The sequence below is a fragment of the Nesterenkonia alba DSM 19423 genome, assembly GCF_000421745.1.
GTDB lineage: Bacteria > Actinomycetota > Actinomycetes > Actinomycetales > Micrococcaceae > Nesterenkonia > Nesterenkonia alba.
In genome coordinates, this window is sequence record NZ_ATXP01000003.1 from 71,058 (window position 1) to 89,083 (window position 18,026).

Annotated in this window: 17 protein-coding genes; 2 read left to right on the plus strand and 15 right to left on the minus strand. The window is 65.6% G+C overall.

Going from position 1 to position 18,026, the window contains the following annotated elements:
• Positions 1–51: 51 nt before the first annotated feature.
• From H578_RS0103265 to ku, 11 genes are all read right to left on the minus strand, one after another.
• Entirely contained in the window at positions 52–1,311 is a 1,260-nt protein-coding gene (locus H578_RS0103265) for a beta-ketoacyl-[acyl-carrier-protein] synthase family protein (protein ID WP_022872276.1), read from the minus strand.
• An 85-nt stretch (positions 1,312–1,396) separates the two neighbouring features.
• Entirely contained in the window at positions 1,397–1,642 is a 246-nt protein-coding gene (locus H578_RS0103270) for an acyl carrier protein (protein ID WP_022872277.1), read from the minus strand.
• A 46-nt stretch (positions 1,643–1,688) separates the two neighbouring features.
• Positions 1,689–2,753 carry a beta-ketoacyl-ACP synthase III gene (locus tag H578_RS0103275; RefSeq protein WP_022872278.1) on the minus strand — a complete coding sequence of 355 codons (1,065 nt, stop codon included), beginning with the start codon at positions 2,751–2,753 and terminating at the stop codon, positions 1,689–1,691.
• A gap of 25 nt (positions 2,754–2,778) precedes the next feature.
• Positions 2,779–3,714, minus strand: coding sequence for an ACP S-malonyltransferase (locus tag H578_RS0103280; RefSeq protein WP_022872279.1), 936 nt, complete (start codon positions 3,712–3,714; stop codon positions 2,779–2,781).
• A 46-nt stretch (positions 3,715–3,760) separates the two neighbouring features.
• Positions 3,761–4,951 (minus strand): helix-turn-helix domain-containing protein, encoded by a 1,191-nt coding sequence (locus H578_RS12945; protein WP_022872280.1) that lies wholly within the window; start codon positions 4,949–4,951, stop codon positions 3,761–3,763.
• A gap of 76 nt (positions 4,952–5,027) precedes the next feature.
• Positions 5,028–5,531 carry a DUF3145 domain-containing protein gene (locus tag H578_RS0103290; protein WP_022872281.1) on the minus strand — a complete coding sequence of 168 codons (504 nt, stop codon included), beginning with the start codon at positions 5,529–5,531 and terminating at the stop codon, positions 5,028–5,030.
• 102 nt (positions 5,532–5,633) lie between these two features.
• Entirely contained in the window at positions 5,634–6,566 is a 933-nt protein-coding gene (locus H578_RS0103295; RefSeq protein ID WP_022872282.1) for a tyrosine recombinase XerC, read from the minus strand.
• Positions 6,547–7,815 (minus strand): DNA-processing protein DprA, encoded by a 1,269-nt coding sequence (locus H578_RS12950; protein WP_022872283.1) that lies wholly within the window; start codon positions 7,813–7,815, stop codon positions 6,547–6,549. The genes H578_RS0103295 and H578_RS12950 overlap by 20 nt, the downstream gene beginning before the upstream one ends.
• A complete protein-coding gene (locus tag H578_RS0103305; protein WP_022872284.1) occupies positions 7,812–9,359 on the minus strand; it encodes a YifB family Mg chelatase-like AAA ATPase in 1,548 nt (515 codons plus the stop codon). The genes H578_RS12950 and H578_RS0103305 overlap by 4 nt, the downstream gene beginning before the upstream one ends.
• On the minus strand, positions 9,356–9,718 hold the full coding sequence (locus H578_RS0103310; protein ID WP_028463888.1) for a YraN family protein: 363 nt from the start codon (positions 9,716–9,718) through the stop codon (positions 9,356–9,358). Before H578_RS0103310 ends, H578_RS0103305 begins: the two co-directional genes overlap by 4 nt.
• A gap of 180 nt (positions 9,719–9,898) precedes the next feature.
• Positions 9,899–10,693, minus strand: coding sequence for a non-homologous end joining protein Ku (ku, locus tag H578_RS12955; protein WP_051130761.1), 795 nt, complete (start codon positions 10,691–10,693; stop codon positions 9,899–9,901).
• An 88-nt stretch (positions 10,694–10,781) separates the two neighbouring features.
• Here ku and H578_RS0103320 point away from each other — a divergent pair, with 88 nt between their 5' ends.
• Positions 10,782–13,280, plus strand: a complete 2,499-nt coding sequence (locus H578_RS0103320; protein ID WP_022872285.1) for an ATP-dependent DNA ligase — start codon at positions 10,782–10,784, stop codon at positions 13,278–13,280.
• Here the strand turns inward: H578_RS0103320 and H578_RS15415 are convergent.
• A complete protein-coding gene (locus tag H578_RS15415; protein ID WP_022872286.1) occupies positions 13,273–14,340 on the minus strand; it encodes a polyphosphate kinase 2 family protein in 1,068 nt (355 codons plus the stop codon). The genes H578_RS0103320 and H578_RS15415 overlap by 8 nt on opposite strands.
• A gap of 12 nt (positions 14,341–14,352) precedes the next feature.
• Here H578_RS15415 and H578_RS0103330 point away from each other — a divergent pair, with 12 nt between their 5' ends.
• Complete coding sequence (locus H578_RS0103330) at positions 14,353–14,979, plus strand: NUDIX domain-containing protein (protein ID WP_022872287.1); 627 nt, start codon at positions 14,353–14,355, stop codon at positions 14,977–14,979.
• A 30-nt stretch (positions 14,980–15,009) separates the two neighbouring features.
• Here the strand turns inward: H578_RS0103330 and panD are convergent, their stop codons facing one another.
• The 3 genes from panD to H578_RS0103350 all read right to left on the minus strand — a co-directional run bounded on the left by panD (position 15,010) and on the right by H578_RS0103350 (position 17,997).
• A complete protein-coding gene (gene panD / locus H578_RS0103335) occupies positions 15,010–15,429 on the minus strand; it encodes an aspartate 1-decarboxylase (protein ID WP_022872288.1) in 420 nt (139 codons plus the stop codon).
• A gap of 51 nt (positions 15,430–15,480) precedes the next feature.
• Positions 15,481–16,923 (minus strand): DUF1461 domain-containing protein, encoded by a 1,443-nt coding sequence (locus H578_RS15420; RefSeq protein ID WP_051130762.1) that lies wholly within the window; start codon positions 16,921–16,923, stop codon positions 15,481–15,483.
• Between the two features lie 78 nt (positions 16,924–17,001).
• Positions 17,002–17,997 (minus strand): stage II sporulation protein M, encoded by a 996-nt coding sequence (locus H578_RS0103350; RefSeq protein ID WP_033420206.1) that lies wholly within the window; start codon positions 17,995–17,997, stop codon positions 17,002–17,004.
• Positions 17,998–18,026 lie beyond the last annotated feature (29 nt).

The window sequence follows — 18,026 nt, forward strand, 5'->3', positions numbered from 1 at the left end:
CTCGCCCGGTCAGTGGGCGCGACGGCGAGGCGACTCTCCCCCGCGGCGGGACTACACCGTGCGGAAGGCAGCGACGGCGTTGTGTCCGCCGAACCCGAAGCTGGAGCAGATGGCGACCTGGTCACCATCGCCCAGCTCCCGGGGAGTACCGGTGACGACGTCGAGCGGGATCTCCGGGTCCTGGTTGTCCAGGTTGATGGTCACCGGCGCTTTCCGGTCAGCCAGCGCCTTCACCGTGAGCACAGATTCCACGGCTCCGGCGGCTCCCAGCAGATGCCCGGTCTGAGATTTGGTCGCCGAGACGCAGATGCTGTCGGTGTGCTCACCGAAGGCTGCTTTCATCGCCGTGTACTCCGGGATGTCTCCCTTGGGTGTGGAGGTCGCATGTGCATTGACGTGGGTGACATCAGTCGGTGCGGCGGACGCCGATGCCAGGGCCTGGTTGATGGCCCGGGTGGCCCCCAAGCCTTCCGGGTCCGGGGCAGTGATGTGGTGGGCATCGGCGGTGACGGCGCCGCCGGCCAGTTCGGCATAGACCCGTGCTCCGCGGGCGGCGGCGTGCTCTTCGGTTTCGATGACCAGGACACCGGCTCCCTCACCCATGACGAAGCCGTCACGGTCGACGTCGTACGGTCGGGAGGCTGCGGCGGGGTCGTCGTTGCGACGGGAGAGCGCCTGCATGTTCCCGAAGGCCGCCAGGGGCAGCGGGTGGATGGATCCTTCCGTTCCTCCGGCGAGTACGACGTCGACCTGTCCGCTCCGCAATAAATCCATCGCCAGGACGAGGGACTCCACTCCAGAGGCGCAGGCGGAGACCGAGGTCCGAGCCCCGGCCCGGGCTCCGAAGGCCAGGCTGATGGCTCCGGCTGCTCCATTAGGCATGAGCATGGGCACGGTCATCGGCATGACCCGCCGGGGGCCCTTCTCGCGGAGGGTGTCCCAAGCATTCAACAGGGTCCAGACCCCACCGATGCCGGTGGCGAAGGAGACGGCGAATCGCAGCGGGTCCACGCCTCCCTCTTCGGGGTTGGCGCTGCCGAATCCGGCGTCGGCCCAGGCTTCCCGGGAGGCGACCATCCCCAGTTGAGTCGAGCGGTCCATTCGCTTGGTCTCCGGCCGGGAAAGCACCTCGGCCGGCTCCACCGCTACCTCCGCGGCGAAAGTGACCGGCAACTGGTATTTCTCGACCCAGTCGTATTCCAGGGTCCGGGCCCCTGGAGTTCCAGCGAGCGCATTGGTCCACAGGGTGGGCACATCACCGCCAATAGGAGTGGTGGCACCGAGGCCGGTGATGACGAGGCGCTTACTCATAGGGCTGGAACCTCCGCTTGAGATCTGGGGTGCGGGGGCCGGAGCCCCCGCACGGGCACTGCAATGTCAGCGAATCCGCGGGGCCTCAGCCCTGAGCGTTCGCGATGTAGTTGACGGCGTCACCCACGGTGGAGAGGTTCTTGACCTCTTCGTCGGGGATCTTGACGTCGAACTTTTCCTCGGCGTTGACCACGATGGTCATCATCGAGATGGAGTCGATGTCGAGGTCCTCGGTGAAGGATTTCTCCAGCTGGACCTCGTCGGCTTCCAGGCCGGTCTCCTCTTCGACGATTTCGGCCAGGCCGGCGAGGATCTCGTTCTTATCAGCCACAGTGGGCTCCTTTCATAGGTAGTGCAGTGAGTGGATACATACAGGTCTACGGTATGCGGATTACCTGAGCACCGTATACGAGGCCGGCTCCGAAGCCGATCTGCAGGGCCAACCCGCCGGAGATCTCCGGGTGTTCGGCTCGTAGTCGGTGCAGGGCTAGGGGGATGGACGCCGCTGAGGTGTTTCCGGCCTCGACGATGTCCCGGCCGATGAGCACATGCTCGGGCAGCTTCAGCTGCTTGGCCAGTTCGTCGATGATCCGGATATTGGCCTGATGCGGGACGAAGGCGGTGAGGTCCTCGGCGGTGATGCCTGCGGCCTCAATGGCCTCCTGGGCGACTTTGGCCATCTCCCAGACCGCCCAGCGGAAGACGGTCTGCCCATCCTGGCGCAGCGTGGGCCACAGGGTGGCTTCGGCGTCGAGTAAGGCGGCCACATCGCCACTGCGGCGGGCATGTTCGAGGGCATCACGCAACGGCAGCAGGGACTGGTTCATCGAGACGGCGTCCCACTTCTGGCCGTTGGATCCCAGGATCGAGGGCGAAATCCCCGGTGTTTCAGTGGGACCGACGACGACGGCGCCTGCCCCGTCTCCCAGCAGGAAACTCATTGAACGCTCATGGTTGTCAATGAAGTCCGAGAGTTTCTCCACTCCGATGACCAGCACATATTCAGCCAGCCCGGAGCGCACCAGAGCGTCCGCCTGAGCGATGCCGTAGCAGTACCCGGCGCAGGCAGCTGACATGTCAAAGGCCGGTGCCGGTGAGGCGCCGAGCCGGTCGGTGACCGCAGCGGCCGCGGAGGGGGTCTGGTAGGGGTGGGTCACCGTGGAGACAAGCACCGCCCCTAACTGGGAGGCCTCGATTCCGGCGTCGGCGAGGGCCTCACGCCCGGCTGCTTCGGCCATATCCACCACGGAGACCTCCGGGCGGGCCCGATGCCGGGTGACGATGCCGGTGCGCTTACGGATCCACTCGTCGGAGGAGTCGATCCACTGGCAGATCTGGTCGTTGTCCACGATGACATCGGGACGGTGAACCCCCAGACCCAGGACAGCGGTGCCGGGCACGATGGCCGGCTGGGCCAAGGCGGGGTGTTCGGGTGCGCTCACAGCGGGTGTGGCCTTTCTCAACGGTTTAGGCAGTGTGCTCAGCGACGAACTCCGCCGCAGCATCGAGGTCTTCCGGGGAGGTCACAGCCACAGTAGCCGTGCCTTTCAGCCCGCGCTTCGCCAGGCCGGTCAGGGTTCCACCGGGTAGCAGTTCCAGTACGCCGGTCACCCCGCGGGCCTGCAGGGACTTCTGCACCAGATCCCAGCGCACCGGTCTGGTGACTTGGTCCACCAGGCGACTGAGGATCTCTGCACCAGCGGTGACGTGTTCCCCGTCCCGGTTGGAGAGCAGGTCGACGACGGCGTCAGCGGCAGTCCAGTCGCTGACTGCCTGGTGAAGAGCCGTTCGAGCGGAGTCCATGTACTCAGTGTGGAAGGCTCCGGCCACCTTCAGCGGGATCACTCGGGCTCGGGCGGGCGGATTCTCTGCCAGGGCGGTGATTTTCTCCTGCACGCCGGCAGCTACAATCTGCCCGGGACCATTGATATTGGCCGCGGTCAGCCCGGCGGTGCTGATGGCTTCACGGACCTGTTCCTCCACTCCGCCCAGCACTGCGGCCATCCCGGTCTCGGCAGCGGCCGAGGCCTCTGCCATGGCTGTGGCGCGCACAGCAATGAGCCGTAGTGCCTGCTCTTCGGTGAGTGAACCGGCCAGGGTGGCTGCGGGGATCTCGCCCACGGAGTGGCCAGCGAGGACCACCTGGTCACCAAAGGAGGCGAGCCGTTCAGGGGTCAACCCCAGGGCCTGTGCGGACAGTAGTGTCGCCGCAGTGATGAGTGGCTGAGCGACGGCCGTGTCACGGATGGTCTCCTCATCCGATGTCGTGCCGTGGGTCCGCAGATCAGTGCCTGCCCAGGCGGAATACTTTTCAAGGCGACGGGCGGCGTCGTCGTCGGTGATCCAGTCGGTGAGCAGGCCGGGCTTCTGGGCCCCTTGGCCGGGGCATACGATCGCTAGCACAGCTCTACCTTTCCACTCGGAGACTTCGACGGCAGTTGTAGGAAGCCTACAACCTTCCCAGGACCAAAGCCGTCTGGAGGACATAGGCGTCCCGGGGGTCGGTGGGATCCCATCCGGTGATCTCCGTCACACGTTTGAGTCGGTACCGCACGGTATTGGTGTGGACGTAGAGCTCACGGGCTGCTGCTTCCAAGGAGAACCCGGTGGCGGCGTAGCGTTCCACTGTTTCAAGCAGCCCATGTCCGGCATCGGCCAACTGGGTGTAGATACCTGCGGTGAGGGCTTCTTTGGCGGTCTCATCTCCGGCGAGGGCTCGCTCGGGGAGCAGGTCCTCAGCTGCCACCGGCCGGGGTGCGGCCGGCCAAGCCCCCGCCGCGGAGTACCCGCAGAACGCGGCCGCGGCGGCCCGGTGAGCCGCAGAGACGGTGCCGCTGTGTTCGCTGTAGACCACCGGCCCCTCACCAAAGTGCGGTAAGACCCGGTCTAGTCCTTCGGTGAGGGATTCCACTCCGCCAAGGAGCAGGATGAGCTTTTCCCCTTGGACTGCAGCAACGGCGTCGGTGGCGAAACGGAGGCAGGCTCGGCGCAGATGGGACATGGCGACCTGATCGGTAGCCACCGGGATCTCACCGACCACGACGGCGATCTTGTCCGGGGAGCGCCACCCGACCGCGGCAGCTCGGGAGGCGATCTGCTCAGCGGGTTCACCGCGCAGCACCGCGTCGACGAGCAGTGCTTCCAGCCGGGAGTCCCAGGCCCCTCGGGATTCAGCGGCGCGTGCGTAGACATCGGCGATGGCGAAAGCGACCTCGCGGGAGTAGCGCAGCACGGCCTCGAGCATCGGTTGGTAGTCGGCAGGCGGCATCAACGGAGGCAGACGCTCTTCGACGGCGTCAACGATCGTGCGGATCAGTTGTAGGGCCCGTTGCAAGGAGATCGTCCGCATCAGGTCCGTCGGAGCTGGACCGAGGATCTCGTTGACTAACGGGATGTTTTGTGAGGCAGGATCCTCAAGCCAATGGGCGAGGCCTCCGATGCCGCGCTGGGAGATCAGGCGCAGGGAGGCGCGCTCTTCGGTGGTGAGCTGGCTGTACCAGGGAAGGTTTTGCTCGAAGTGTTCGGTGACCGTGGTGGTCAGTGGACCAAGGCTGCGGCGCAGCACATCGAGGCCTTCGGCGGAGACGGTGACCTCAGGGGGGAGTCCCCGCTGACCCTGGGCTGCTGTCTCAGTGCTCATCGCCCTTCACTGTAAACGACGCCGGGAGGTTTTTGTAGAGATCTCACAAGTGCCGCGCCGGGAGCGCCGAAGGCTCTCAGCCAGCGCGGGAGAGCCACCGCACCGGGGCACCTTCAGCGGCGTGGCGGAAGGTTTCGAGTTCTTCATCCCAGGCTTCCCCCAGCGCCAGGGAGAGCTCTTGATACACCACAGAGGGGTCCCCGGCTGCGGTTTCGTAGGCGTACCGAATGCGATCCTCGGAGACCATGATGTTGCCAGCGGTGTCGATCGTGGCGTGGAAGATTCCCAGCTCCGGGGTGTGGGACCAGCGAGAGCCGTCACAGCCGGGTGAGGGCTCCTCGGTGACTTCGAAACGCAGGTGGCTCAGGGAGCGCAGCGTGGACGCGAGTTGAGCGCCGAGTCCCGGCGTGCCCCGCCAGCCGAGTTCAGCCCGGTAGGTCCCGGGAGCGGCGGGCTGGGGAGTCCAGGCGAAATCCACGCGGGCGTCGACAACTGACGCCACTGCCCATTCCACATGCGGGCACAGCGCTGCAGGGGCCGAGTGAATATGCACGGCGCCACGGGCCTGGTATTCAGACATATTGATCCTCCACACTGCTTGTCATCGACGGGCTGTTGGTTCGTCTTCCCCTACGACCAGACAGCTCGCTATGAAGGATCTCTCCCTTATGCTAACAGCCCTTTAAGCCCGCGGGTGCGCCTGAGTGTAGGCAGCAGCTAGTTTCTCCACCGAAACATGGGTATAGACCTGGGTGGTTTGCAGGGAGCTATGTCCCAGCAACTCTTGGACTGCCCGCAGGTCCGCCCCACCGTCAAGCAGGTGGGTCGCGGCGGTATGCCGCAGCGCATGGGGGCCGCGGGCGGCTGTGGTGCCCAGGGCCTCGAAAGCGACGTCAACGCTTCGGCGGGCCACGCGGGCATCAAGTCGGGCACCGCGCGCTCCGAGGAACAGTGCCTGGCCGGAGCGGTCTGTACACAACAGGTGGCGGGCTGAGTCCCGCCACCTGCGCACTGCGGTCCGGGCCGGGACCCCATAGGGAACTGTGCGTTCTTTTCCGCCTTTGCCGCGGACCCGGATGAGCTGGCGTTCGTCGTCAATGTCATCGAGATCCAATCCCGTCAGTTCGGAGATGCGGATCCCGGTGGCATACAGCAGTTCGATGAGCGCCTCATCGCGTACAGCCACCGCCCACTGGCGGGGATCCTCAGTGGAGTGTTCTTCGGCCTGCCGCCGTCGGTGGGCGATCTGTTCGGTCAGCTGGCGCATATCGTCGGCCCGCAGCACGTCTGGCAGGTGCTGCCCCCGGGGGGCCGAGCTCAGCCGCACTGCAGGATCCTGGTCGAGATGACCGCGTCGCTGCGCCCAGGCGGTGAAGGCCCGCACACTAGCGGTCTTGCGATTGAGTGTGGAGCGACTGAGTCCTCTGCGGTGTAGTTCGGCGAGCCAGCCCCGCAGGTGATGAAGCGTCAGCGTGTCGAGGCCGCCGGTGTGCTCGGCCAGCTGGTGCAGGTCGGCGGCGTAACTGCGCACCGTGTTCTGCGCCAATCCGCGCTCGTGGCGTAGGAATGCACAGAACGCGGCAATGAGCGGCTCGTCACTTTCCGATGTGGCCATACCCTGCACTGTAATGTTCCCGACCCCAAGAACTGTTGATCCGCCGGGCGAGTCCGGCCCGCTGCAGGCGGGTCAGTCCGGCCAATAGCTGGGGCACCGGCAGTCCCGCCACACTGGAGAGCTTTTCTACGGTGGTCAACCGGCGTGCGGGGAGAGCGTCGTAGATTCGCCGGTCGAGTTCACTCACCTGATCCAGGGCGTTCTGAGCGGGTGACTCAGTGCCATCAGCGCCGGCCAGAGGCAGCATCGGCTCCGTGGCGGCGGCCACCATCTGCATCACATCCGCAGCGTCAGTGACCAACTGCGCGGGAGTCTCCTTCAACAGACGGTGGCAACCCGCTGAGCTCGGCGAGGTCACTGGCCCGGGGACAGCACCGAGTGGACGTCCCAGGGCCAGTGCGTGGTGGGCCGTGGAGAGCGCTCCCGAGCGCCACCGCGCCTCAACGACCACCGTGCCCGCGGTCAGTGCGGCGATGAGCCGGTTGCGGATGAGGAAGCGGTGCCGGCTCGGGGAGGCGCCCGGGGCCATTTCCGCCAGCAGCAGACCCTCGGTGGCAACACGACGCAGCAGGTCCTCGTGGCCGGCGGGGTAGAACCGGTCCAGTCCCCCGGCTAGCACAGCCAGGGTGGGAACGGACTCGGTCGTGGAACTGCAGGCTCTACCAGCACGTAGTGCGCTACGGTGCGCAGCTCCGTCAACTCCGTAGGCGCCACCGGAGACGATGCACACCCCACGGGCGGCGAGGTCTTCGCCGAGCTCAGCGGTGACCCGACCCCCGTAGTCAGTCATCTCACGGGCTCCAACGACGGCGATACTGCGGTGCGTTGCGGGCAGTCTGGCAACTATGTGCTGGGGTGAGGCGGCGGTCTCTGTTGTCCGGAACCACAGGGCTATGGGTCGTTGCAGGCCGAGATCGTCGAGAGCCTGGGGCCACCCGGGGTCCTCTGGGATGAGCAGACCACCACCGAGACGCTCGATGACCTCCAAGTCCCGTTCTCCGGCGGCCTGGTGGAGCCGGGTACGCCACCGCTGCAGTCCGGCGGCAAGGTTGCGTTGCCGGGGGCCCAGACCAGCCGCGGCAGCGGCTTCGCTCATGCGATGACTCAGTTGGTCCTCTGCCGAGCCGGAAACGATGAGCTGGTGGGCCTGCACCGGTCCGAGTTGATCGACGAGTAAGTGGCCCAGCGCATCTCCTGGCTCGATGAGACGGCTGAGTTCAGCGCGCACCAGGCGAACCTGCTCGGTCACCGCGCCACCGCCCGCAGTTGCATTGCGGCGTCGATGTGCTCCGCCGTCGGGTGCTCATCACCGCAGAGGTCGGCAAGCGTCCAGGCGGTGCGCAGCACTCGGACGTAGCCACGCAAGGAAATCAGCGCCCGGTCGAGAGCGGCATCCAGTTCCGCCACCACACCGCTGGGCAGTTTCAAAGCTCCGCACAGCACCGACATGGGGACCTGAGCGTTGAGCCGGTAGCCGTGTGGAGCCAGGCGCGCCGCCTGGGCTTGGCGGGCAGCCTCCACCCGGGCCCGTACCGCCGCGCTGGACTCGCCGGTACTCTCCCGGGCCAGCGCCGCAGACCGGGGACGCTCCACTGTGACCTGCACGTCGATCCGGTCCAACAGCGGCCCCGATAACCGGGCGAAGTACCCCCTGCGCTGAGGCACAGAGCATGTGCACTCAGCTCCACTGCCGACGCTGCTCATGCCGCAGGGGCAGGGGTTAGCCGCCAGCACCAGTTGGAACTGCGCGGGGTAACTCACTGCCCCGGCGGAGCGGTGCAAGGTGATGGTCCCGGTTTCCAAGGGCTGACGCAGGGAATCGAGCACTCCACGGGCGAACTCGGGAGCCTCGTCGAGGAATAACACCCCGTGGTGAGCACGGGTCACCGCTCCCGGGGTCGCCAGCCGTGCTCCGCCGCCGAGGATCGCCGCTGCACTGGCGCTATGGTGCGGTGCCTCGAAGGGGCGACGCCGGCGCAGCCGGGTCACACTGGCCGCCCCCGAGCTGATCGAGTCGATCGCGGTCACTTCCATGGATTCGTCCTCGTCCAACGGGGGCAGAATGGACGGTAGTCGTTCGGCCAGCATCGTCTTGCCAGCTCCTGGAGGCCCCACCAGCATCATGTGGTGTCCGCCGGCAGCGGCGACTTCCAGAGCCCAGCGGGCCTCGGCCTGCCCCCGGACCTCAGCCAGGTCGCCACCGGCCTCTTCGGGCTGCTCGGTCACGACAGATCCGCCCTGGCGGCGATCCACCGGAGTCACCTCGGCCGGCAGCGCCTGAGTGTCAGGAGCCCGGAAGGCGGCGGCGACCTGCACTGCATGGCCTGCACTGAGCACTTCCACCCCGGGAACCAGAGCCGCCTCAGCAGCGTTCTCCTCGGCGACCACTACCCGCTGAGTGCCCGCCTCGGCAGCTGCGGCGACAGCGGGCAGTACTCCGGGCACCGGACGCAGCCGACCATCCAGTCCCAGTTCGGCGAGGAAAACGACCTGCTCGGTATCGACCAGGTGCCCCTGGGCAGCCCAGGCGGCCACTAGGATGGCCAGGTCGAGTCCGGAACCGGACTTCGGCAAAGACGCCGGTGAGAGATTGACTGTCAGCCGACGCGCCGGCAGGTCGATGCCGGTGTTCTTAGCCGCGGAACGGATTCTGTCCTGACTCTCCCGCAGCGCAGCATCGGGCAGCCCCAATAGAACGAAGGCCGGCAGCGCCTGACCGATATCTGCTTCCACGTCGATGATCCGGCCCTGCATACCGATCAGGGCCACACCGCGTGCCCGTCCCATGCTCATGGCCGCACGTCCTCCAAGTGTTCGATATCCTGCGTCGCATCATCGCGATCTAGGAGAACAGAGACGACGTCGACGCGTCGGCGCCTCCGCTGGCACTGGTGGGTCGAGGCGTATTCGCTGAGAAGCCGATGCAGCCGGTACAGCTTCTCAGCGGTGACGGCTTCGAAGGGGTGACCGTAACCGATGCCTCGGCGGGTCTTGACTTCCACGGCGACGAGATCTCCGCGATGCTCGGTGACCAGGTCGAGTTCCCCGGTTCGGCTGCGCCACCGCGTGGCGAGCACCTGGTGCCCCCGTGTGGTCAGCCACTGAGCAGCCACCTGCTCTCCGATGAGTCCGGTGCGATCCTTGGCTCGCATGACTGTTCTCCTCTCCTGCCGATGAGAACAGCCTGCCCATCCTCCGGAACCTGCGCGGCCATCCCGATGGGCTCTGTGGACAACTCGGGCGTGTCAGCAGCTACCCCGCCCGGCGTGGAAAACTCAACGGCCCGCTGCGACGTGTGAAGGCACCTTCGGTTCAGCCTGAGCGTTGGTCTTTCAGGCCGCGCGGCGCTTACGCCGAGCATCAACGGACTTCTTCAACGCCTCCATCAGATCGACGACGTCGCCACTATCGTCCTCGTCCTCCGGTTCGCCAAAAGTGGCCTCCGTGTCGATCTCTTCCCCGGATTCCAGTTTCTCTTCGATAAGGGTCTGGAGTTGCTGCTGGTACTCATCGGTGAACCGTTCGGGATCAAAGTCCTCGGAATAGGCCTCCACCAACGATTCGGCCATCTGACGTTCCTTGGCGCTGACCCGAGAGGAGGGGATGTCGAAGTCAGGTTCGCGCAGTTCGTCAGCCCAGCGCAGCCCCTGCAGCACGATGACGTCATCGCGGACCCGCAGGACTCCCAGTCGGGTCTTCGAGCGCAGGGTGAAGGTGACCACGGCCACCCGTTCGGCATCACGCAAGGTCCGACGCAGCAGCACATAGGCTTTGGCGGATTTCCCGGCAGGCTGGAGGTAATAAGACTTGTCCAACACCATCGAGTCAATCTGTTCGGCGGGAACGAACTGTTCGACGGCGATTTCCTTGGACTCATCGGCCGGTAGCTCGGAGAGTTCGTCCTTGGTGATGATGACCGACTTCTCCCCGTCGTCGTAGGCCCGATCGATGTTCTTGTAGTCGATGACCTCGTCGCAGACCTCGCAGCGGCGCTGGTACCGGATCCGGCCTCCGTCGGCATCGTGGACCTGGTGGAGAGTCACGTCGTGAGAGGTCGTCGCTGAGTACAGCTTCACCGGCACCGAGACCAGCCCAAAGCTGACCTCCCCGGACCAGATTGCACGCATCGTTCCTCCCTGCTAGCCATCAGTAGTCAGCCTTCATGGAGGTCAACCTCCCATGCTGATCTGGGAGAACTCTTGAAAGGCGCAGCCGATGAGTCCACAGAGACAGACCGTAGAGATCGCAGGCCACCAGTTGCGGGTCACCAGCCTGGATAAGGTGCTCTACCCGGCCTCTGGCACCACGAAGGCCGAGGTGCTGGAGTATCTACAGACTGTGGCCGATGTGATGATCCCGCATATGGTCGGCCGGCCGGTCACCCGGAAGCGCTGGCCCGATGGCGTCGGCACCGAGGATTCCCCGCGGGAGGCCTTCTTCCGGAAAAACCTCGAGGACTCCGCCCCGGAATGGGTTCCACGACTGGCGCTACAGCATTCCGACCACGTCAACGTCTACCCGGTGGTGACTTCCCCTGCGGAGTTGGCCTGGTTCGGCCAGGTCGCCGCCCTGGAACTGCACGTCCCACAATGGAGGTTCGACGCCGATCCGGTCACCACGGAGTCCGAGGGCCTCTCCCCCGCCCCGCGCAGTCATCCGGACCGCCTCGTGCTCGACCTCGACCCGGGCGAAGGGGTCGGTCTGCTCGAATGTGCGCAGGTCGCCGACTGGTGCCGGCAGGTGTTGGAGGGTATGGGGTTGGCTTCCGTTCCGGTGACCTCTGGGTCCAAGGGCATCCATCTCTACGCCGCTTTGGACGGTTCATCCGATTCCCAGGAGGTCTCCTCTGTGGCCAAGGAACTGGCCCAGGCTCTGGAGAAGGACCACCCGGATGAGGTGGTCAGCGCGATGAAGAAGTCCCGTCGGGCCGGGAAGGTCTTCATCGACTGGTCTCAGAACCACTGGAACAAAACCACAGTGGCCCCCTATTCGCTGCGCGGACGGCCGGGCTCCGCACAGGGCCCTTGGGTGGCGGCACCGCGCAGTTGGGATGAGCTGACCGACCCTGAGCTGGACCACCTGGATTTCCGCGCGGTGATGCAACGAGTCACTGAGGGCATCGACCCCATGCAGGACATCACCGGAGCCTCCGCTGCCGAGACCTCCTCCGGCGACCGTTTGGCGACCTATCGCTCCAAGCGGGACGCGGCGAAGACCTCAGAGCCGGTTCCGGAGGACACTCCGCAGGCCACCGACGGGGATCCGATCTTCGTCATCCAGGAGCACCACGTCTCTCGGCTGCACTACGACACCCGGATAGAACATGACGGTGTGCTGGTCTCCTGGGCGGTACCGAAGGGTCCGCCTCTGCGGCGTGGCACGCAGCGATTGGCGGTACAGACCGAAGACCACCCGGTGGAGTATGCACAGTTCGAAGGGACGATCCCTGCCGGTGAATACGGTGCCGGTGAGGTCTCGATCTGGGACTCCGGGACTGTGGACATCGAGAAGTGGGAGCCCGGCAAAGTGGTCGCTGTATTCCATGGACGTGCGGACGGTGGGCTGGGTGGTGTTCCGCGTCGCTACGCCCTGGTCCACACCCAGCAGGGAGCACCCGACGACGCCCAGGACTGGCTCATCCGGATGACCAAAGACCAGCCCGTCGCCAGGCGAAAGGCGCCGTCGTCGTCGACGCCATCGGCTCACACCACCCATGACCACCGTGGGCCTGCTGGCTCCGCCGAGGATGAGGCCCAGGTGCCGGATCCGCTGCCTACACCCATGCTGGCCACGCTGCTCGAAGCCGAGGACCTCCACCGCCAGGACTTCGACCGCGGCTGGGTTTTCGAAGGCAAATGGGACGGGTACCGCATGATCGCCGCTGTGACCGGTGGGCAGCAGAGCACCGCGAAGGTGCGGCTGCTCAGCCGCAACGGCAAGGACTACACCGCGGTGTTTCCTGAACTGAGCGAATTGACCGAGGCCGTCCCCCCGGGAACGGTGCTGGACGGGGAGGTCGTGGCACTCAACACCGCTGGCCGCCCAGACTTCGGCCGGCTTCAGCAGCGGGGTCGGCTCACTGGCCGGAAGCAGGTTGAACGTGCCGTAGCGCGCATTCCTGTGCATTACATGGTCTTCGACGTGCTCCACACCGCAGAGCACTCTGATGTCACAGGCTGGGCCTACTGCCAGCGCCGTGAGTTGCTGTCCGATCTTCTCACTGGCACGGCGCACATCCAGCTCCCCGAGGATTTAGGCGATCTCTTCGGCGAGGCGATGGAGGTCAGCCAGGAACTAGACCTCGAGGGAATCCTCGCCAAACGCGCCACCAGTGTGTACCGTCCCGGCCAGCGGAGCCAAGAGTGGGTGAAGATCAAGCATGCCAACCATGCCGACGTCGTCATCATCGGGTATCGAAAGGGCAAGGGCAGCCGGTCCGCGACGTTCGGGTCGCTGCTGCTGGCCACGGAGGACGACGCCGGTCAGCTGTGCTACGCCGGGCGGGTGGGCACAGGGTTCAGCGAGGCGGACATCACCGAACTGCACCGTCACCTCAGAAAGCTGACCCGGAAAACCCCGCCGATTTCGGATGTTCCCGACCCCGATACCGCCGACGTCACCTGGGTGCGGCCAACACTCCTCGCGGAGGTTAAGCATGCCGGTTTCACCGCAGGCAACCGGTTGCGTCACCCGGTGTGGCGCAGGCTCAGGTAGCCAGCAGGCGTTGGCGTTCGGTCTCGACGTCGTAGCTGGCGGCCGGCCATTTCAGGTTCAGATCCGCCAGGGCCGCAATGAGTAGTTCCTGCACCGCCAGCCGGGAGTACCACTTGCGGTCCGCACCAATGGTGAACCAGGGGGCGTAGTCGGCGTCGGTGGCTTCGATCAGCCCAGCGTAGACCTTCTGGTAGGTACTGAACTCACTGCGGGCATCGGCGTCGGAAGGGTGGTACTTCCAGTGCTTATGCTCTCGATCCAACCGGGAGACGAGCCGGTCGAGCTGTTCTTCGGCGGAGATATGCAACATGACTTTGAGGATGACGAACCCCCGGCGGACCAGCTCACGTTCGAACAAGTGCAGCGCCTCGGTCCGTTCGGCCAGCTGATGCAGACTGTGGGCACCAGTGATCGTGGGAACCAGCACGTCTTCGTAGTGGGAGCGGTCGAAGACCCCCACGTGGCCGGGGGTCGGCAGTCGGCGGATGATGCGCTCTAAGTAGTGTTCTCGCTGCTCGGCGGCAGTGGGCCGGCCGAAGGCTGCCACATCGACGCCGAGCGGATCCATATGTCCCACGACGGTCTTGACCATCCCGCCTTTTCCGGAGGCATCCATGCCTTGGAGAATCAATAGCACCCGGGGTCCACGTTCGAGGTCCTCAAGGGCGGACTCAACGGCGGGACCGAAGAGTTCCTGCCGGCGAGTGTTCTCCTGATGGCTAGGACGCGGCGCACGGGCCGAGAGGGCGACATCCACGGCCCGACGGTCGCGGTCCTCCGCGGCAGCCACGTGGGCCCAGAGCAGCTCCTGCATCTGAGCCAGCACCTCACCCCGGGACTCTAGTAGCTTGCGACCGCGCTTCTTCTTCCCGCTAAACCCGATCCGGCGGCGAGTCGGCACATCGGTCAGCTGCAGTGGTGACGGATAACCGGTGATGCGCCACAACCGGCGAGGATCGTCCTCGAGGGGGTGGTCGCCGGCTTCATCGGGACCGGGGATCCCGGAGAGCTCAACATCAAGCGGCGGTGTCACATCTGGTCCAGCAGAGGCATCACTCATAGGCTTCATCCTATGGATATCGCTGACTCGGCTGCAGAGTACCCGGTCCTTGAGGAACGCAGTATTGCGAAGAACCCTCTCTTCGAGCACGTCGAGGCGCGGATCGATCTTCACGGCACACATGTCACCCGGGCCTATGTCAAACATCCCTCGGCGGTGGCTGTGGTGGCTACCAATGACGCCGGTGAGGTGCTGCTGCTGAGACAGTACCGCCACCCGGTGCGCAGCTTGCTGTGGGAGATCCCGGCGGGGATCCTCGATGTGGAAGCCGAGTCGATGCGCGCCGCAGCGGCCCGGGAGCTCGCTGAGGAAGCGGATCTGTCCGCCCGCCGCTGGCATACCCTGGTGGATTTCCATTCCACTCCCGGTATGAGTGACGAGTCACTGCGGATCTATCTGGCTGAGGGGCTGTCCGAGGTCCCTGCCCAGCACCGACACCATCGCCAGGGCGAGGAAGCCGGGATCATCACCCGCTGGGTTTCGCTGTCACAGGCGGTCCAACTGATACTCGCCGGAAAGATCCGCAACCCCACGGCGGTCACCGGCCTGCTCGCCTTGCATGCGGCACGCTCCACCGATACTGCGCTACGCCCAGCCGAGGCCTCCTGGGATCATCACCCGCGCGGTGTGGCTCCGTAGAATTCCCCAGGCGCGTCTGCCCCTCTGTCCTTAGGTGTACGCCGGGCGCGGGTTGAGCTGGTCGGTCGCCCCGGGGACGGGCTCGGCCGGGTCGGCGCCGAGGGCCACCACCCGATTGTTGGCATCCACGTGGACGATGCGGGGGCGGTGCTCGAAGAGTTCCTCATCTGTGCCCATGACGTAGGTGAGGATGATGACGAGGTCTCCTGGGTGGACCAGGTGAGCGGCCGCCCCGTTGATGCCGATGACGCCGGATCCTCGTTCACCGGCGATGGTGTACGTCTCCAGCCGGGCGCCGTTGGTGATATCCACCACTTGGACCTTCTCTCCCTCGACCATGCCGGCGGCCTCGAGAAGATCGGTATCCACGGTGAGGGATCCCACGTAGTGCAGGTCGGCCTGAGTGACGGTGGCGCGGTGAATTTTTCCGCCGAGAACGGTGCGCAGCATAGCCCGCCCAGTCTACTCCCCTGGCGCCCCGGAGTTCAGCCGACGGGTCTTTTAAGGGGTGTAGCTGTACCCAGACTTCTTCAGGTCCTCGATGAGCTTCTCGCGCCGGCGGTCGTGAACCTCGGCGAGCCGTTCCGCCCGGCGGGCCCGGCGAGCCTTCGTGGGCCAGGTGCAGATGAGGATGATGAGTACCATCAGCAGCACCAGTCCGGCGGTCCACATACCGGCGTCGATCCAGAACTGCTCGGGGTAGAGACGGATGAGCATGGCATCGGAGTCGAAGGTCCATGTTCCCTCCTCGAAGAGGAGGCGGTGGAACTCGTCGAAGAACAGCTGCCAGTTCAGCACAGCGACGACGGCGAGACCGGCGAAGAGAGCGATCGTCGCCCAAGCTCCGGCGAACAGTCCACGGGAGAATGCCCCGGGCCGCCACACCCGCAGCAGCAGGAAGAACAAGACCGTCAGAGCCAGCAGCACGAGGGCGATGATCATCGCCCACCACATCACCAGCTTCACATCGGTCATATGAGCCACTTCAGCTTCGGTGAACAGCGGTTCTCCCCCAGGGGCCAGTTGGCTCAAGTACCGGGAGTCTGCACCGTTGAACAAGTAGTCAGTGCCGTAGGAGCCGTAGAGCAGCCGATCCTGTTCATTGAGTTCGGCATCCTGCGGGAACCCGGGCCGGTTGTATGTCACCCAGAGGAACGCCGGGCTGGCGACGAGCCGAATAGCCGCCACCGTGAGGAGCACCGGGGTGAAGATCGCCACCAACACGGTCAGGAACCGGGAGATACCCCGGCGAGACTTGGTGACTTCCTCTTCGATGTCCGCCTCGGTGAGCTCCTCATTGGAGGAGGAATCCTGCCCCCGGCTGGCCGGCTGCGGTGCAGGGGCCTGCTCCGGCGATGTGGTCTCATCCTGACCGGAGGTGGACTGCCGCAGAGCCGCGAGGCGGTCCTCGTCGCTGTCCTGCTGCCCCGGAGCGATCTCACCGGGCCGGGTCTGCTCCCGCTGCGCTGCCCGAATGGGGAAGTCGTCGTGCCGCGGCAGCGCCGTGGTGGTCTGCTGGCCGGCATCCTGGTGATCCGTGCCAGGCACCACAGCCGTGGGCTGCTCGGTGTCTACCGCTGTACTGTCACCATCGCGATCCAAAGCGCTCTGCGCGGCATCTGCGTCTGCGGTGTCTGCGCTGGCAGGTTTCTCGGCAGCGGAGGCGGGAGCCCCTGTTGAGGCGGCTGCGGCGGCGTCGAGCTTGTCCTCTGCGGTCTCCCCCCGGGCCGCGGCGAGCTCCTCGCTCAACGAGCGGGTGACCCGACCGGTCGATGAGGAGGGCTGGGCCGGGGCCGGCTGGTCACCGGGCTGGGAGTCCTCGGCGCTGAGCCTGTCCTCGGGAAAGTCGGGCTCCTCTGAGGCGAAGGCCCCGTAGTCCAGCCCGGATTCGAAGTCCTTGTCCTCGCTGGGCTTCTCGCGCGGCGCATCAGGGTTCTGACTCATATCTCCACAGTAAGCGGCCGTGCCGACCTCACTGTGCAACGCGCCCGGAGAGTCGAGGGATTCTGCCCTCTGTCCCTCTTAAGCCGTCAGCTGGTGCTGACCGGAGTCCTGCCGCCCCAGCCCGCCGGTGACCCCGGCTGCGACAGCCCGGGAACCCAGTACCAGCGTATAGACCCAAAACGCGGCGAATGCGATCACACCGATGCTGATCCGCAGCCAATACGGCAACTCCGAGCCGGTCACGAATCCTTCGATAATCCCACTGATGAGCAGTACTGCGGCCAGACCGATCGCTACGGTGATGAGACGCAACGTCTCCTGGACCAGTGAGGCCGACCGCGGTTGCCGGCCGGGGGCCACCCAGGACCAGAAGATCCGCAGGCCCGCCGCCGCGGCGACGAAGACCGCGGTCAGCTCCAGGAGCCCATGGGGCAGGATGTAAATCCAGAACTCCGCTGCGGCCTGCTGCTCGTACATGATTCCCGCGTTGAGGCCCAGGTTCAGGGCGTTGACGGTGAGAACCAGTAGCGGCCACACCCCGGAGATCCCCAGCCCGACGCAGAGTGCGGCGACCAGAGAGTTATTGGTCCACACCTGGGAGGCGAAGGCCGAATGCGGGTGTTCGTAGTAGTAACCGACGAAGAGCTCCTCAGCATGCTGGGCTCGTTCCGCGGCCGGGATCATCGCATCCAGCTGCGGATGCGTAGCGGTCCACACTGCGAAGATGACCACCAGCGCAATCCAGGCGGCAGCGATGGCCAGGCTCAGCCACCGCAAGCGATACAGCGCCGCCGGCAGCGACTGGGTGACGAAGTAGGCCACCGCGGTCAAGGCGTTCTCTCCGGTGCCGGTGAAGTGGGCCCGGGCCCTAGCGATACGCGCTGAAAGCTGAGCGGCTGCCGGGGAAGCCGGTTCGGCGGCTTGGATCATTGACACATGAGTGGAGGCCCGGCGGTAGAGCAGCAGCAGTTCGTCGATTTCCTCAGCGGTGAGGTGACGGCGTCGGGCCAGCTCATCGAGCCGTTCCCAGCTGCGGTGGTGCACACGCAGGAATGCGTCGACATCGAGGGCCATGCCTCCCACCCTACCCACCGGCGATACGC

Coding starts and splice junctions, on each gene's coding strand:
- ku (WP_051130761.1), bottom strand. CDS start 10,693: ATGCGTGCAATCTGGTCCGGGGAGGTCAGCTTTGGGCTGGTCTCGGTG.
- H578_RS15420 (WP_051130762.1), bottom strand. CDS start 16,923: ATGAGTCAGAACCCTGATGCGCCGCGCGAGAAGCCCAGCGAGGACAAG.
- H578_RS0103265 (WP_022872276.1), bottom strand. CDS start 1,311: ATGAGTAAGCGCCTCGTCATCACCGGCCTCGGTGCCACCACTCCTATT.
- H578_RS0103320 (WP_022872285.1), top strand. CDS start 10,782: ATGAGTCCACAGAGACAGACCGTAGAGATCGCAGGCCACCAGTTGCGG.
- panD (WP_022872288.1), bottom strand. CDS start 15,429: ATGCTGCGCACCGTTCTCGGCGGAAAAATTCACCGCGCCACCGTCACT.
- H578_RS12945 (WP_022872280.1), bottom strand. CDS start 4,951: ATGAGCACTGAGACAGCAGCCCAGGGTCAGCGGGGACTCCCCCCTGAG.
- H578_RS0103330 (WP_022872287.1), top strand. CDS start 14,353: ATGGATATCGCTGACTCGGCTGCAGAGTACCCGGTCCTTGAGGAACGC.
- H578_RS15415 (WP_022872286.1), bottom strand. CDS start 14,340: ATGAGTGATGCCTCTGCTGGACCAGATGTGACACCGCCGCTTGATGTT.
- H578_RS0103310 (WP_028463888.1), bottom strand. CDS start 9,718: ATGCGAGCCAAGGATCGCACCGGACTCATCGGAGAGCAGGTGGCTGCT.
- H578_RS0103305 (WP_022872284.1), bottom strand. CDS start 9,359: ATGAGCATGGGACGGGCACGCGGTGTGGCCCTGATCGGTATGCAGGGC.
- H578_RS0103290 (WP_022872281.1), bottom strand. CDS start 5,531: ATGTCTGAATACCAGGCCCGTGGCGCCGTGCATATTCACTCGGCCCCT.
- H578_RS0103350 (WP_033420206.1), bottom strand. CDS start 17,997: ATGGCCCTCGATGTCGACGCATTCCTGCGTGTGCACCACCGCAGCTGG.
- H578_RS0103295 (WP_022872282.1), bottom strand. CDS start 6,566: ATGGCCACATCGGAAAGTGACGAGCCGCTCATTGCCGCGTTCTGTGCA.